At 54.9% G+C, this 15,998-nt stretch carries 14 protein-coding genes; 9 read left to right on the top strand and 5 right to left on the bottom strand.

The annotated features are described in order from the left end of the window. Positions 1-13 precede the first annotated feature (13 nt). Positions 14-1,213: a UbiH/UbiF family hydroxylase gene (locus ABVF61_RS25345; protein WP_353996303.1), complete on the top strand. Its 1,200-nt coding sequence runs from the start codon at positions 14-16 to the stop codon at positions 1,211-1,213. A 33-nt stretch (positions 1,214-1,246) separates the two neighbouring features. Here ABVF61_RS25345 and ABVF61_RS25340 read toward each other — a convergent pair whose 3' ends face one another. Together ABVF61_RS25340 and ABVF61_RS25335 are read right to left on the bottom strand one after the other, a co-directional pair. Beyond that, entirely contained in the window at positions 1,247-1,645 is a 399-nt protein-coding gene (locus ABVF61_RS25340) for a DUF1801 domain-containing protein (RefSeq protein WP_353996302.1), read from the bottom strand. A 29-nt stretch (positions 1,646-1,674) separates the two neighbouring features. Further along, positions 1,675-2,628 (bottom strand): AEC family transporter, encoded by a 954-nt coding sequence (locus tag ABVF61_RS25335; protein WP_353996301.1) that lies wholly within the window; start codon positions 2,626-2,628, stop codon positions 1,675-1,677. 224 nt (positions 2,629-2,852) lie between these two features. Here ABVF61_RS25335 and ABVF61_RS25330 point away from each other — a divergent pair, with 224 nt between their 5' ends. The 3 genes from ABVF61_RS25330 to hspQ all read left to right on the top strand — a co-directional run bounded on the left by ABVF61_RS25330 (position 2,853) and on the right by hspQ (position 5,379). Then, positions 2,853-3,818 (top strand): lysophospholipid acyltransferase family protein, encoded by a 966-nt coding sequence (locus ABVF61_RS25330; RefSeq protein WP_353996300.1) that lies wholly within the window; start codon positions 2,853-2,855, stop codon positions 3,816-3,818. A gap of 94 nt (positions 3,819-3,912) precedes the next feature. After that, complete coding sequence (locus ABVF61_RS25325; RefSeq protein WP_353996299.1) at positions 3,913-4,953, top strand: HpcH/HpaI aldolase/citrate lyase family protein; 1,041 nt, start codon at positions 3,913-3,915, stop codon at positions 4,951-4,953. 102 nt (positions 4,954-5,055) lie between these two features. Further along, the gene (gene hspQ, locus ABVF61_RS25320) at positions 5,056-5,379 is read left to right on the top strand and encodes a heat shock protein HspQ (RefSeq protein ID WP_029065428.1); all 324 of its coding nucleotides are present in this window, start codon (positions 5,056-5,058) and stop codon (positions 5,377-5,379) included. 96 nt (positions 5,380-5,475) lie between these two features. Here the strand turns inward: hspQ and ABVF61_RS25315 are convergent, their stop codons facing one another. Next, positions 5,476-6,087 (bottom strand): invasion associated locus B family protein, encoded by a 612-nt coding sequence (locus ABVF61_RS25315; protein WP_353996298.1) that lies wholly within the window; start codon positions 6,085-6,087, stop codon positions 5,476-5,478. Positions 6,088-6,345: 258 nt separating this feature from the next. Here ABVF61_RS25315 and ABVF61_RS25310 point away from each other — a divergent pair, with 258 nt between their 5' ends. The 4 genes from ABVF61_RS25310 to ABVF61_RS25295 all read left to right on the top strand — a co-directional run bounded on the left by ABVF61_RS25310 (position 6,346) and on the right by ABVF61_RS25295 (position 11,980). After that, positions 6,346-8,229, top strand: coding sequence for an extracellular solute-binding protein (locus ABVF61_RS25310; RefSeq protein ID WP_353996297.1), 1,884 nt, complete (start codon positions 6,346-6,348; stop codon positions 8,227-8,229). Positions 8,230-8,253: 24 nt separating this feature from the next. After that, complete coding sequence (locus ABVF61_RS25305; protein WP_353996296.1) at positions 8,254-9,885, top strand: AMP-binding protein; 1,632 nt, start codon at positions 8,254-8,256, stop codon at positions 9,883-9,885. A gap of 141 nt (positions 9,886-10,026) precedes the next feature. Further along, positions 10,027-11,208, top strand: a complete 1,182-nt coding sequence (locus tag ABVF61_RS25300) for a PleD family two-component system response regulator (RefSeq protein ID WP_353996295.1) — start codon at positions 10,027-10,029, stop codon at positions 11,206-11,208. Between the two features lie 97 nt (positions 11,209-11,305). Further along, on the top strand, positions 11,306-11,980 hold the full coding sequence (locus ABVF61_RS25295; protein ID WP_353996294.1) for a DsbA family oxidoreductase: 675 nt from the start codon (positions 11,306-11,308) through the stop codon (positions 11,978-11,980). An 81-nt stretch (positions 11,981-12,061) separates the two neighbouring features. Here the strand turns inward: ABVF61_RS25295 and eno are convergent, their stop codons facing one another. Together eno and kdsA are read right to left on the bottom strand one after the other, a co-directional pair. Beyond that, a complete protein-coding gene (gene eno / locus ABVF61_RS25290; RefSeq protein ID WP_353996293.1) occupies positions 12,062-13,336 on the bottom strand; it encodes a phosphopyruvate hydratase in 1,275 nt (424 codons plus the stop codon). 141 nt (positions 13,337-13,477) lie between these two features. Further along, positions 13,478-14,317, bottom strand: coding sequence for a 3-deoxy-8-phosphooctulonate synthase (gene kdsA / locus ABVF61_RS25285; protein ID WP_353996292.1), 840 nt, complete (start codon positions 14,315-14,317; stop codon positions 13,478-13,480). 383 nt (positions 14,318-14,700) lie between these two features. Here kdsA and galU point away from each other — a divergent pair, with 383 nt between their 5' ends. Continuing rightward, positions 14,701-15,594, top strand: a complete 894-nt coding sequence (galU, locus tag ABVF61_RS25280; protein ID WP_353996291.1) for a UTP--glucose-1-phosphate uridylyltransferase GalU — start codon at positions 14,701-14,703, stop codon at positions 15,592-15,594. Positions 15,595-15,998: the final 404 nt, after the last annotated feature.

Genomic DNA, 15,998 nt, shown 5'->3' with positions numbered 1-15,998 from the left:
TCGGGTCAACACAATGCCAAAATCAAAAAAACCGGACATTCAGGATATCGTTGTCGTCGGAGGTGGTCTTTCGGGACGTATTGCCGCTCTGAAACTCGCTCAACTGGGTTTCAGCGTTAGCCTTGTTGCGCCCGTATCCGGCCATTCCGATGGACGCACGACGGCGCTTTGGCAAAAATCGATTTCGCTTCTGGAAGACATTGGCGTTTGGGACGAGCTTGTCGAAGACAGTGCCCGCCTGAAAAAGATGCGAATGATCGATGACACCGATCGGCTCTTCCGGGCACCGGAAGTCGTTTTCGATTCAAGTGAACTCGGATTGGAAGAGTTCGGATTCAATATTTTAAACAGTAAACTTAATAAGAAACTTCAAGAAAAATGCGACGCAGAAGCGGGCTTGACCTGCGTGACGGACAGCGCCGGTTCAGTGACCTATTCCGATGACTTTGTTGAAGTGTGCCCGGGATCCGACAAGCCCGTGAGAGCGAGACTGGCGGTTGCAGCCGATGGGCGTCAGTCGCTGCTTCGGCAAGCGGCCGATATCGAAGTGAAATCCTGGTCCTATCCCCAGGTGGCGGTTGTGCTGAATGTTGAACACAGGCTTCCGCACGCTGATATCTCGACGGAATTCCATACGCAGACCGGACCCTTTACGCTTGTCCCCCTGCCCGGGCGAATGTGCTCAATCGTTTGTGTCGAGACGGAAGAAGGCGCGAACCACCTTCTTTCGATGCCACCGGCTGAGCTTGCGCGCGAACTTGAACGGCGCGCTCATTCCATTGTCGGAACGTTCGAAATTGTGTCCGACGTTCAGCATTTTCCGCTGTCCGGATTGAATGCGCGCAGTCTCATCGGTCAAAGGCTGGCCCTTATCGGTGAGACCGCACATGTGTTCCCGCCGATTGGTGCACAGGGGCTCAACCTGTCGCTTCGTGATATCGATGATCTGGCGAGCACGCTGCAGAGCGCTCGCATTCGCGGCAGCGATATCGGTGGCGTGGCTGTGTTGCAGTCTTATGAAGATCGGCGACGAAGCGATATCGCATCGCGTACAAACGCGGTTGACGCGCTGAACAGATCCCTGCTCACCTCGTTCCTGCCGGCACAGATTGTGCGCAGTGCTGGCATGTACATGGCAGGACGCATCGGTCCGCTCAGGCGGCTGCTGATGCGAGAAGGCATGGCACCGCGCCTTGGACTTCGCCTTCCATAGCGATCACACGAAATCTCCATTGCCGCGTTCTGGCTATCGGGAGCGGTGGTATGTAAAGGCCATGGTGATCATTTGCCGGATTTCATCTTCCGGCAGCGGATCTTCAGACCTGAAATGAACGCTTCTGTTGCCACCAAAACACACATGGGGAAAGAGCGCGCGCCAGTGCGAAACCAATGATGTCTGACAGTGCACGAACAGGACCACATCCCCCTCGCCTGACGTGTCGCGGTCAATCCGAACGGTCGTGCCTGTTTTCGGTTTCACGGTCAGGAAGCTGGGCTGTCCCCACTTAAGTGTCTCTTCCACTTCGCCGATGGCTTCGTTTTGCTCGGCCACGTCCAAAATGAGGCGGCGCAGATGAAGCAACTTGTCTCTGATAGGTTCAGGATGTTGCCCAATGGTCTCCAAGAGGGTCTTGTTTTCATTCATTGCTGATACCCAGGGCGATGCGCGTGAACTTATCCGGTCGGCAATATGCCAGAGGTTATCGCCCAAATGAATGCGGTCACGGTGATTATCGACACCGCCGTACCGACGAGCACGAAACTCGATGCCCGCTGCACGTATGTTCCGTATTGCTGAGCAATAACAAAGACGTTTGTGGCCGGTGGCAGGCAGGACATGAGTACGGCCGTTGCGACCCAGCTCGGGTCGAAGCCTCCGAGCCACGACAGCAGCAGAAAGATGAGGATCGGGTGCAGCAGCAGTTTGACCGACAGCACCAACGGCAGTTCGACCGGTATCCGTCCGATTGGCCGGATCGCTATCGACACGCCCATGGCAAAGAGCGCGCATGGAGCTGCGGCATTGCTGAGGTAAAGCAGGAGTGTGTTGATCGCCTGCGGTGGCCGGAATTCGAAAGCAGCCGCCGAAACACCGGCGATCGTTGCGAGGATGAACGGGTGCGTGAAGATCTTTATGATGATCTGCTTCAGCGTTCCCAGGATTGTTTCGTTTTCCGTTCCGGCCAAAGCCATCAGCAGCGGCGCCAGAATGAACATGAGCGCGTTGTCGAATGTCAGGATCAGTGCGGTCGGCACGGTCGCCTGTTCGCCGAGAACGGCAAGCGTCAGTCCGGGACCCATATAACCGACATTTGAATAGGCGCCGGCGATCCCCAAGATCGTCGATTCTCCGATGTTGCCGCGCGTTGCGACCACCCCGATGCAAAAGGAGATCGCAAATACGATATAGGTCGTGAACGTCGTTGCCGCGATATAAGAGAAATTTGCCAGTTGCTCGAACGGTGTTTCCGAAAGCAGCCGGAAAAACAGGGCCGGAAGCGCCAGATAAATGACGAAAAAATTCATCCAGGCAAGACCCGCTTCGGGAATGTTTTTAATTTTCCCGGCGCCATAGCCCAGAAGAATGAGCCCGAAGAACGGCAGGGCCAGAGTGATTACGTCCAGCATTCAGATTCCGAGATTTGATGCGGCAATCGGCATTGAAGCGTCCTTTCAAAGAGGCTTGCATCTCGCAAAGAGCTTGGATATGGACGCCTCACAAGCGGATCGTTGTTCGTCCCGCATTCCAATCAGGTCTGGATCGGCACTGCAAGGCCGCAATTTGGCCGAGATGACCTGAAATCGCCCATCGCGCAGATTGGGCAAACAAAAGCGAGAGTAGCCACTCCCAAATGTCTCGAAAGAAAAGACAAAGGAAACATCCGAAACGGTACGCGTTTCAAAACCGTATCGAGGGCATCGCGCTCAATCTCGCTATTTTTCTCTTTCGTCTCATCCCGGTTGACGCAGCCTCTTATTTAATGGGCAAAGCCTGGCGCTTGTTTGCACCGCTCAACCCACGCCACAAACGCGCGTTGCTGCATCTTCAAAAGGCGTTTCCTTCGATGAACGATGAGAAGCGGGAACGGATCGTTCGCGGCATGTGGGAAAACCTTGGCCGGGTTGCGGCAGAGACATTTCATATCGACCGGCTTTTGAAACAGGACCACCGGTTTGAGGCCGTTGCGGACGAGACGACAGCAAAAGTCCTTGCCGGTGACCAGGCCTGTCTTCTTGTGTCTTTCCATAGCGGTAACTGGGAATTGTGTGTTCAGCCCGTGGTGAGCCGCGGCATAGACGTCACGGGTGTCTATCAAGCGCTTAGAAACCCGGAAGCCGATCAGGCTCTAAGGTCTCTTCGGCAAGATCTCTACCGCGGCGGCCTGTTGTCGAAAGGACCCGAGACAGCACGGAAGATACTCGGAACGCTGAAGAGCGGCGGTGTTGTTGCCATGATGGGTGATCTTCGCGAAGCAAGGGGCATTCAGGTGCCTTTCTTCGGTCAGATGGCCTATGCCAACACGGTCCCTGCATCACTGGCGCGCTCATGCAACGTTCCGATCGTTCTCGGGCGCGTCGTCCGGAAGAAAGGTGTCAGCTTTCACGTTGAAGGCCGGGCGATTACTGTTCCCAAGACAGAAGACCGGCAAGAGGATATCAGGTCCGCGACAGCGCTGATGCATAAGATCTTCGAGGGCTGGATCAGCGAGCACCCGGAGCAATGGATGTGGATTCACAAGAAGTGGGCGCCTCCCGGAAAAAGCCTGATCAAAAGACAGGAAGTGCGCGCGATTGGTGCCAAGTCGCTGAAAAACTGATCACTGTTCCAGATATCTTACCCTTTCGGGGGATTGTTGCAGCGCAGCATTGTCGCTATAGCTATTTTCCGAACAGGAGGAGGACTGTGGTTTCATGAAAACCCCAAGCGCATTTTACAAGCCGCTCGCGATCGGAGCACCAGAGCCGTTTCGGGAGATCCCGGTATCGCTTGAGCGCATGATCCATTTCGTGCCGCCTCACATAGAAAAAATGCGTGCAAAGGTCCCTGATCTCATCGAAAAGGTGGACGTTGTTCTCGGCAACCTGGAAGACGCGATTCCTGCTGATGCCAAATCCGATGCCCGAAATGGGTTCATTCAGATGGCGCGGGACAACGACTTCGGATCAACCGGTCTCTGGACACGGGTCAATTGCCTCAACAGTCCCTGGTTTCTCGACGATATAGTTGAGATCGTCGGGGCGGTTGGCGAGAAACTGGATGTTGTCATGCTGCCCAAGGTCGAAGGGCCCTGGGACATACACTACCTCGATCAGCTTCTTGCGCAGCTTGAAGCAAAGGATGGCCTGTCAAAACCGATCCTGATCCATGCCATCCTGGAAACGGCCGAGGGCGTCAAGAACGTCGAGCAGATCGCGGCCGCAAGCCCTCGCATGCATGGCATGAGCCTTGGCCCCGCAGACCTGGCAGCCTCAAGGGGCATGAAGACAACCCGCGTCGGTGGCGGGCATCCAGACTATGCCGTCCTGTCCGATGCCGATGATGGTGGAGCGCGTGCAGCTTATCAGCAGGATCTGTGGCACTATACGGTTGGCAAAATGGTCGATGCCTGCCTTTCCTATGGCATCAAGCCGTTTTACGGCCCGTTCGGAGACTTCTCTGATCCTGCGGCATGCGAAAGCCAGTTCCGTAACGCATTCTTGATGGGGTGTCTCGGGGCCTGGTCGTTGCACCCAACTCAGATTGGAATTGCCAAAAAGGTGTTTTCACCCGATGCAGGCGAAGTGGAATTCGCACGAAAGATCCTGGAAGCCATGCCAGATGGTACCGGTGCCGTCATGATCGATGGTAAGATGCAAGATGATGCAACCTGGAAGCAGGCCAAAGTCATTTTTGACCTGGCTAAGCTTGTTGCGAGCAAAGATGCGGACATGGCCGTAATTTATGGTTTTTAGAAATTCGCAAGGCCTCTTGTATAGTGTTTAATATTACAGCGCTTGCAAGCAGGTTGCCGACACGGTATCCCGGCATTGCGTGCAGTAGGCGGACGAGTAACCATGCGAACGGCAAAATTTAGAATAGGTCAGGTCGTCCGGCACCGGATTTACCCCTTCCGGGGTGTCATTTTCGATGTCGACCCGACATTCAGCAACACGGAAGAGTGGTGGAACGCTATCCCTGAGGATGTGCGGCCCGTCCGTGACCAACCTTTTTATCATCTCCTCGCAGAAAACGAGGAGACCGAATATGTTGCCTATGTGAGTGAGCAGAACCTGGAACCGGATATGACCGGCGAACCGGTGCGCCATCCGCAGGTTGAAGAGATTTTTGAAGAGCAGACAGACGGATCCTATCTGCCACGGAGTGTGGAAATACACTGATCTGGCGGACCAGGTACGCAGCTGACAACAAACAAAAAGGCCGGAGCGTTAACTCCGGCCTTTTTGTTGTTCGCGTCTTAAACGAAACACTCGTCGTTATTGGCTGGCCTTTTGAGCGTCGATCAGCTTCTGACGCGCTTCATCTGCTCTTTTCTGCAATTCGCTCTGCAGTTCTTCCTGGCGTTTCTGCAGCTCGGAAATATCCATCGGCTCGCCGTCGTAGACCTTTGTGAACCCGATAAGGGTCATCTTGAAGACGATTTCCTTGGCCTGCTGGTTATACGGAGCCACCCGCATTTCACCACCCTGCTTCATCGCATTGATGAAAGTATCGTCGATGGCCAGTTCGGCGTAGCAAGCGTTCGGGGCGCAGATGCTGTATTTTGCCTGCACCGGCTTGCTGTCGTCGATCTGGATCCGCAGACCCGGCTGGATCAGGACGCCCGTTGGCACTGCAACGAGCAATTTCTTGCGCGCTTCACCTTCGGTTTCCTGTATCGCGATGTTGCTCAGGAACTGGCCTGTGTTGGTGCGCAGTTCAATCGAGATAAAGCAGATTTCCTTCTGCGTGTTCGGATTGGTATTGCACGCCTTCGTCCAAGGGCTTTTCTCTTCCTGGGCGAATGCGGGAGCAGCTGCGAAAGAAGACATGGCCATGAACGCTGCCGTCGCGCAACCAAACAATCCTCTTTTCAAAACACTCGTCATCGAAACGTCCTCAATCGTGCGATATGCGAATTCTTCGCGTTGTTCTGAGGCATTCCGGAAGCATCCGCAAGGCCCGTTGGAACATTAGATCCGTGAAATGCATGGTAAGGCACCGAATTAGGGCGAGAGGGTGGCCGATTTGCAACGCAATCCTTCGGTTTGATTCAAATCTGTATATCTTTGTCTTTATGTCTTGTTCGTGGCGCGTTCACAGGAACCATGTGCTACCCTTATCGGCGAGAATCAAGGGAATCTCTGATGGTTGTTATGCGTCTCTTTCAGATTGTGATGTCTGCTTTTGGTAAAGCTGACAATCGGCGGATTGTTATCGCAGCACCCTTCCTGGGCGCGCTTCTTTTTGCTGCACCCGTTTGGGCTGCAGACGAGAACGTGCCGTGGACACACGCCATCTCCATGCACGGCGCGCCGGCACTCGGGCCGGACGAACCGTTTCCTTACGCAAATGCGGATGCGCCCAAAGGGGGCACAATTACGCTCGGAGTTCAGGGCACTTTCGACAGCATGAACTCCTTCATCGTTCAGGGTGGATGGACCTCGGCGCGCGGGATGCGCGAACGCGAGTTTGGAAACAATATCCTCGAAAGTCTGATGGTCCGCTCCTACGCGGAGCCGTTTTCACTCTACGGATTGATTGCACAACGCGTGCGCATGCCAGACAGCCGCGAGTGGATTGAATTCGAACTTAATCCGGAGGCCAAGTTTTCCGACGGCACACCGGTAACGGTCGACGACATCATCTTCTCACTCGACATCGTTCGCGACAAAGGACGGCCGCCTTACCGGAACTGGTACGCGGCAATCACTGAAAAGGAGGTGACGGCTCCCAATCGTCTGAAGCTGACCTTCGAGAATGGTGACAACCGGGAACTGCCTCTCCTGATCGCTTTGGCTCCGATCTTTTCCGAGAAGCACACAGACGCGGAAAATTTCGACAAATCTTCTTTAACCCCGCCAATCGGCTCAGGTCCCTATACCTTCAAGACAGTCCAGCCGGGCCGGCTGGTGGTTTACGAAAAGAACCCGGACTACTGGGCCAAGGACCTCCCGGTCAAAGCCGGCTTCGATAATTTCGATGAGATCCGCATCGAATATTTCCGCGATGAGACAACACTTCAGGAAGCCTTCCGGAAAGGTCTTGTCAAAGCGCTGCAGTTTCGCGATCCCGCCCGTTGGGCAACCGGTTTCGACTTTCCGGCCGCAAAGGAGGGCAAGGTCGTCCAATTGAGCATTCCGCGCGGTGTTCCAGCCCCGATGCAGGGCATTGCCTTCAACACAAGGCGGGAACAGTTTTCCGACCTGAGGGTGCGCAAGGCTCTGCGGATGCTGTTCGACTTCAACTGGGTGAACAGAAATCTCTACTACGACCTTTTCAAACGGACAGCAGGCTACTGGGACAACTCCGAACTGTCTTCGATCGGTCGTCCGGCGAGCGAACGGGAAAAAGAACTTCTCGCCCCCTTCCCCGGTGCGGTCGATCCGGACGTCATGGCGGGTACTTGGCGGCCAGCGGACGCAGACGGATCCGGCAGGGATCGCAAGGTTTTGAGGGCGGCCCTGGCGCAACTCAAGGAAGCCGGCTACGTGTTGAACGAACGCAAGCTCGTCAATGAAGCGACAGGTCAACAGCTTGCATTTGAGATCCTTGCCAAAAATGAGGACGAAGAAAAACTTGCTCTTGCCTATATCCGAACGGTTGAACTGCTTGGCATTGCCGTAAACGTGCGGAGTGTTGACCCGACACAATTCGAAGACCGCCGCACCAAGCGCGAGTTCGATATGGTGTTCAACACCTGGTACGCTTCGCTTTCACCGGGCGCTGAACAGTACGGGCGCTGGAGCACCAAGGCTGCGGATACCGAGGGCTCTTTCAATTTTGTGGGTGCAAAAGAACCGGCAATCGATGCGCTCATCGACGCGATTGTGGGAGCGCGCAGCCGGGAGGAGTTTGTCGATGCGGTTCGGGCATTCGACAGGGTTCTGATTTCCGGCTCATATGCGGTTCCGCTCTATCACGTATCAGACGACTGGGTCGCACACTGGCAGGACGTCGTGCCGCCTGAACAGCATTCTCTCTATGGGCATGAATTTGACACCTGGTGGTCATCGTCGGCCACGCAATGATCGGACCAATGGACGAAAGACAATATGAAAGCAACCCTTGAAAACCTTGCCAAGGAGTATCACGAAAGCGGAGCCTGGTCCGATGTGCCGCTGGATGAACTCTTCCGCAAGACAGCTGCGGAGCACCCTGACCGCCTGGCGCTGGTGGATGCACCGGACCGGGCAGCGTGGACAGGCGGTGAGCCACGCCGCCTGACCTATGCTGAAGCAGATCGCGAGATCGACAGGCTCGCTGCTTTCTACAGCACGGTGGGCCTCTCCTCAGATCATGTCATCGGGGTGCAGGCACCGAATACGGTCGACACCGTTATTGCCATTCTCGCGGCATTGCGTGCCGATCTGATTGTTTCTCCTCTGCCCCTTCATTGGCGTCAGAAGAACGTTGTGGAAGCGCTCAATTCCATTGGTGCAAAAGGTTTCATTGCGGCGGACCGGATTGAAACGAGAGATGTCGGCACGGCAGCGCGTGATGTTGCGGCAGACCTTTTTTCGCTTCGTTTTGTGTTCGGTCTCGGCAAGGAAGTCCCGGACGGACTTATCGAACTTGCTCCCATGCTGGCCGAAATGGGGGACGATCTTACGTTCACCCCTGCAGACCGTCCCGATCCAGCCGATCATACGGCAACGATCTGCTGGAGCCGGAGCGGCGAAGAAAACGTTCCGGTCAGCAGGTGTCACAATCATTGGCTCGCCGCTGCGCAGATGATTGTGAACGAGGCGCACATCAAGGAGGGAAGTACGCTCCTGGTGCCCTATTCGCTCAGCGGGCTGACCGGATTGGGCGGCGGGTTGGTGCCATTCCTCGCGACTGGCAGCACCTTGCACCTGCATCATCCGACCTCGCTTGCCAATCTTGCATCTCACGCCAATGACGTGGAAGCCGATGTGGTTATGACACCCGGTCCGCTGGCGCAGACGCTGGATAGAAAGCTGACCAACACAAAGACCACGGTTTTGGCGGCCTGGAACATATCTGCACCGCATCCGACAACCTTCGTCGCACGACGGCGCCTTGTCGATGTGCATGTCGCGGACGAGTTTGCCTTGATTGCAAAGGCGCGAGGGCCCTCCGCAAAGATCAAGGCGACAGCCTTGGGAAAGCATGACGGGTCGAACGGGTGTGAAAGCGGGCCAGCCCTCCTCGAAATAGCAGTGACAGAAGAGGTTGAGGCGCAGGTGCCGAAACTGCTGGTCAAAGGGCCCATGGTCCCCGAGATCGGCTGGCGCACGATCAATGGCGACCAGCGGCGCGTCCGATGGGAAGGCACCGGTTTCTTGAATACCAACATCAAGGTTGATCTGGTCGAAGGTGGAATTTCCGGTTTCGGCATTCCGGGCACATATGCCCTGGGGACCGGAAACCTGGAAACCATCGACGTGATCTACTCAAGCTATCCCGGGATAAAGGAAGCTGCCGCATTCGTCGTTGAGGATCATCTGCTTGGCGCGAGGATGTATGCCGCACTTGTCCCGGAATCCTCCAGCGTGCCGGACGCTGCGTCCTTTTTTGCCTATCTCGATGCTGAAGGTGTCGATCTCGCGAAAATCCCGCACCGCGTCCTCATTTTGCAGTCATTGCCGCGCAATGCGGACGGCACGATCTTCCGGGAAAAACTGACGCTGCGGACACAACGCTTGCCGGCAGCCGTCGCTTGAAAGTCATTTTTCCAAAGTGGCTCTGAACAACAGTATTAATGGGCGCAACCCGGCGAACATCTGCTGGTTGATCGGAAACTGATAATCAGGGCATCATGTCCTTGTTGGAAAAGCTAAAGTTGCTCTAGGTGGGGACTGGGCATGGATTATGAAACGTCGCTGTCGTGGCGTGGACCTTACTGGTATGCCGGGCGTCGGCCCAAACGGAACAGCAGCGGAGATGCCCCCGAGGATCTTGATGTTTCGCTGCTGAGTATGTTTGAGCGTCAAGCGACGCCCCCGACTGCCCTACCCGCGGCCATCGTCGTGGATATCGCGCATATTGAAGACGGCAAAAAACAACCTTTCTTTGACTGGCTTCTGCCTCATATCGGAAACCTGCCCTGCGACGTCCCCTTTTATGTCCTGACGGATGGCGATGACGAATTGCCCGATGGCCTTCAGGCAACGGCGATCATTGACCGTGTGGTTCCGGACGATGTTCTTCTCATGCTCATTTGCATCCACCAACGCGCATTGATGCGCTCTGAAGAAGCACAACTACGTCGAAAGGTCTTCGGCCGCATTCCGGGATTTGGGACTGCACCCCATCACACGGGCAGCAGCAGCCTGATGGTCGTCGGCCTCAGTGGCCGCTTTCTTGAGTGGCAGGATGCGAGCGACCCGAAAGTCGAGGTGGTTGGTGCATTCGATGGCAAAATGGCTGTCGAATTCATGTCAATGCGGGCTTTCGATGCTGTCGTGATCGATGCTGCATTCGAAGATGCCATCGACTACATACGCCAGATTAGGCGAGATGCGCGCTTTGCGGGCCTTCCTGTTCTTGCCGTCTGCGACGATGAAGAAGATACCGCAATGCTGTTCCGGAACGGGGCCTCTGATGTCATCGTGGGTGAAAACAGGAAAGAAACGCTAACCCGCCGCATGGTGTCGTCGATCCGGTTCGGAAAGCGGCGCCGGCTGGCAGATCGTATTCTGGCTGAGAGCCAGATGTGGTTGCGTCAGCAGATTGCCGATGGCGGCCTGGCAAGCGAATATTACTCGAGTTATCTGAAAACGTGCAGCGACGCTCTGGCTGTGCGCGGTCTGGATTTGTGGGAGATGCGACTGCAGCCGGAGCATTTCGGCATCCACGCATCGACGCCCGAGGAATTGGAAGAAATCTATACGACCCTCTTGTCGATTGCGGACGCGACCAGCCGTGACGAAGATCTGGTGTGTCTGGTCAAGGGGCTTGGCCCAGTTGCGGTTTTGAAAAACGAGGCCGGAACAGTACGATTGCAGAAGCGAATCAATTCGATCCTGACCCATACTGTGCGTTAGCCTGAGCTTTGCGATTGGTTTAGGGTGTGGACCCCTAGGGTTGGCATACGGGGCCAAATCCCTACCTTTCAACGACAACGAAAAAATTGGGTCAATCATGAACACAGCTGCTCCGATTACGGTTGACGTCGTCTCAGACGTTATGTGCCCTTGGTGTTACATCGGCAAAAGGAGGCTGGAAGCGGCTTTGAAGAGCGTGCCTCAGCTGGACGTGGATGTGCGATGGCATCCGTTTCAGCTGGACGCCACTTTACCAAAGGAAGGTAAAGATCGGCAGCAGTATCTCAGCGACAAATTCGGCGGCAAGGCGAATGCCGATGCTTTTTACAGCCGTATCAAGGATGCGGGGATGGAAGAAGGCATCGATTTTGCGTTCCAGGACATCAAGCTGTCGCCCAATACGCTTGATTGCCATCGGCTGGTCCTGTGGTCACGCTCAGACAACGTTCAAAACGACGTCGTTGAACGCTTGTTCAAGGCCTATTTCCTAGATGGCGAAGATCTGACAAATTCGGAAACGCTTGTGCGAATTTCGGAAGAAGCCGGAATGCAATCCGATCTCGTGGAGCAGCTGCTGGAGACGGAAACCGATCTCGACAAGACGGAAGCACAGGTTGCCAAGGCGCATGAGTCAGGCATTACGGGCGTTCCCTGTTTTATTATCGATGGCAGATTTGTTCTGGCCGGAGCCGAGAGAGCGGAGACGATTGCAGCCGCTCTCCTCCACGCTGAAGAAACACGAAGCAACCCGGACGCATCTGATCCCGATTGAGGTGTGAGAGCCAACATCTTAAAACGAAAAACCCCGCCATGATGGCGGGGTTTTGTTTGGTGCCGGTTCGGTCCGAGCGGCTCAGCCTTTCAGAATGGACCGTCCTGCATAGACAGCCTGCGGACCGAGTTCCTCTTCAATGCGGATCAGCTGATTGTATTTTGCAAGCCGGTCGGAGCGGGCAAGCGAACCGGTTTTGATCTGCCCGCAATTGGTCGCAACGGCAAGATCGGAAATCGTTGAATCTTCGGTCTCTCCAGAGCGGTGCGACATTACTGCCGTATAAGCAGCCTTGTGGGCCGTTTCGACCGCATCGAGAGTCTCAGACAATGTGCCGATCTGGTTGACTTTGATCAGGATCGAGTTTGCAACGCCGAGATCAATTCCCTTGCGCAGGCGCTCGGAGTTGGTGACGAACAGATCATCGCCGACAAGCTGGCAGGAGTTGCCGATAAGGTCGGTGGTGGCTTTCCAACCATCCCAATCGTCTTCCGCAAGCCCGTCTTCAATGGAAATGATCGGATAACGGGATACCAGATCGCCGAGATATTTTGCCATCTCTTCAGGTGCGAGCGACTTGCCCTCACCTTCGAGCACGTATTTTCCGTCCTTGAAAAACTCCGTGGACGCGGCGTCGAGCGCCAGATAGACGTCTTCTCCGGGCTTGTATCCGGCGGTTTCGATCGCCTTCATGACAAAGCCGATTGCTGCGTCCGTTGATTCCAGGTTGGGCGCAAATCCACCTTCATCGCCGACATTGGTGTTGTGTCCGGCCCCATTCAGCGCCTTTTTGAGCGTGTGGAAGATTTCGGAACCCATCCGGACTGCTTCGCTGAGGCTGTCCGCCCCGACCGGCATGATCATGAACTCCTGAAAGTCGATCGGATTGTCCGCATGCGCGCCGCCATTGATGATGTTCATCATCGGAACAGGCAGCGTTCTGGCAGATGTGCCACCAACATACCGGTAGAGCGGCAAGCCGGACGCTTGCGCTGCGGCTCGTGCGACAGCCAGTGAAACGCCCAGGATGGCATTCGCGCCGAGGCGAGCCTTGTTTGCAGTGCCATCCAGATCAATCATCGCCTGGTCGATCTGCAGTTGATCTTCCGCATCCAGGCCGCCAACTGTTTCGAAAATCTCGCCGTTGACAGCTTCGACGGCCTTTTGAACACCCTTGCCCATGTAACGGTCGCCGCCATCGCGCAATTCAACAGCTTCGTGGGCTCCTGTGGACGCGCCGGATGGAACCGCCGCGCGCCCGAAGGATCCGTCTTCGAGGAATACATCGACTTCAACTGTCGGATTTCCGCGGCTGTCGAAAATCTGGCGTCCGACGATATCGATAATGGCGGTCATGGAAAGAACTCCCTTGTCGCATGGACCTGAACTGGCGTGGTCGCCGATAGGATTACCGGCATTTGAGGTGCCGCAGCAACGGCTATGTGTCTGGATTGAAGGTCCAGATGAAAGCCGCATGTCGGTGCGGCCTTGAAATTCCTAGTCGGGCTTGGACTTGACGACGTCGTCAATCATCTTGAGCTGTCTAAGTAGCCCTTCAAGTTCGTGCATCGGCACCATATTGGGACCGTCTGAGGGCGCCTTGTCCGGGTCCGGATGGGTTTCTATGAAAAGGCCGGCGATGCCGACGGCAACTGCGGCACGTGCAAGGACAGGCACCATTTTTCTGTCTCCGCCTGTCGAAGCGCCCTGCCCGCCCGGCTGTTGAACCGAGTGTGTCGCGTCAAAGATCACCGGTGCACCGGTTTCCGCCATGATCGGCAAGGCGCGCATGTCACTGACAAGCGTATTGTAGCCGAAGCTTGCGCCTCGCTCGGTCAGAAGAACATTGGGGTTTCCGGATCCCGTTACCTTTGCAAGGACATTCTTCATGTCCCAAGGCGCGAGAAACTGTCCTTTTTTGACATTTACAACTTTGCCTGTCTCCGCTGCCGCAACAAGCAGATCTGTCTGCCTGCAAAGGAATGCCGGTATCTGAAGAATATCGACAACTTCGCCAACCGGAGCACACTGATCAGGCGCATGCACGTCGGTGACGACCGGCAGACCATAGGTCTCCTTGACCTCTGCAAAGATTGGCAGTGCGTCCTTCATACCGACACCGCGCCCGCCCGACAGGGATGTCCGGTTGGCTTTGTCGAATGAAGACTTGTAGACGGTTGAAATCCCGACGCGCTCGCTGATTTCCTTGATGGCTGCTGCGCATTCAAGAGCGTGGTTCCGGCTCTCCATGGCGCAGGGTCCGGCGATGAGGCCAATAGCCGCATCATTGCGAAACTTTACAGCTCCTGCAGCAACTTCGCGGTTCGCTTCGGTCATTCTTCACCTTGTCCCAACGAGCGACGCCGACCGATGTGATTTCTCGACCGATATCGCTCTGCAGCAAAATTCGCGTGTTCCATAGCCTTCTTTTGGCAAAGCTGCAACTGTCTGGTTTCTGCGGATTGCACGAATTTTTAAATCGATTTAAAAGCCGACATGCACACAATTTGGCATCTGTGCACATCAATTACATCTTTTTGTGTTTTGGTGCCCGCGCTATACGAATCGAGGTCGATCTCGTGAAATTTAACCAGAAAGCAAATCCTCGAAGCTAGTATCCAGCATATACCCGCTCAGAACCCTGAGTTTATTGTCCATTTTGACCAATCATGAGCAGATGGATGTGAACTCGTTTGTAAATTAGAGTTGGAAGGCCTGAAATGAACAAGCCCATTCGGAAAGCCGTTTTACCTGTCGCCGGCCTCGGCACCAGATTTCTACCGGCAACGAAAGCGGTCCCCAAGGAAATGCTGACGATCGTCGATCGTCCAATCATTCAATATGTGGTGGATGAGGCCCGTGCGGCAGGCATCGAGCACATCGTTTTTGTCACGGGCCGGAACAAGCATGTCATTGAAGACCACTTCGACATGGCATATGAACTTGAGGACACTCTCAAGGCGCGCAACAAGACCGCAGCGCTTGAGCTGCTTGAAAATCATCGTCCACAACCTGGCTCGACAAGCTTCACACGTCAGCAGGCTCCGCTTGGCCTCGGCCACGCAATCTGGTGTTCGCGAGACATTATCGGCGACGAACCCTTCGCCATTCTGCTTCCAGACGTCATTATCAAGTCCAAGGTCAGCTGCCTCAGGCAAATGGTTGATCTTTATGAGCAAACGGGCGGCAACATCATTGCTGTCGAAGAAGTGCCTGAGGATCAAACTCACCAATACGGCATTGTCGAGTTGGCTGAAACGATCAATGCGAATTCAAGCCGTATCTCAAACATGGTTGAGAAACCAGCGCCGGGAACAGCGCCGTCCAACCTCATGATTACGGGCCGATACATTCTTCAACCAGAGATTTTTGAGCTACTGTCCAACCAGAGCAAGGGTGCAGGAGGCGAGATCCAGCTCACCGACAGCATGATTTCGCTCATGTCCAACCAAAACTTCGCTTCATTGAAATTCGAAGGCAGAAGCTATGACTGCGGAAGCAAATCGGGCTTCCTTACAGCAAACATTGCCTTCGGGATGGATGACCCGAAACTGGCAGAAGATCTTGTGTCGTTCATGCAGGACATGATCCGGCAGCCCCTGGCAGCCGAATAACAAACTGCGCTGCGCTTTTGCGCAGATGGTTACGCAAATCGTGGCCGGGTCTCAACCAGATCCGGCCTTTTTGAAGGCCAGGCGCATTTACCCGGACAAGCTCTTTCATCGGAAGATTTTACAGTGCGGTTCTAAGGATATCGCAAGCCAGCGCCAAAAAGTAACTTTTTGAAGTCCTTCCCAAAATGGCAAGAGACCGCAGGCGGTGTACACGACTGTTCAGGCGCGTGCTCGTGCATTCCTCTGATTTTATTCATCTATTTTGATCTTAATTCCAAATGATGTCCCGGCTAATACTCAGAAGTCTCCGTTAGTGCCTGGAAAACAGACAGTTTTGCCACTTATTCACTCGTGGAAGAACTCTAAATAGGCAATCCAAACCGATGGCTTCACCGTACACTTGG

This window comes from Roseibium sp. HPY-6 (genome assembly GCF_040530035.1).
In the GTDB taxonomy this organism is placed as follows: Bacteria; Pseudomonadota; Alphaproteobacteria; order Rhizobiales; family Stappiaceae; genus Roseibium.
The sequence above is the reverse complement of the archived record's forward strand: the minus strand, read 5'-3'. Positions and strand labels throughout refer to the sequence as shown.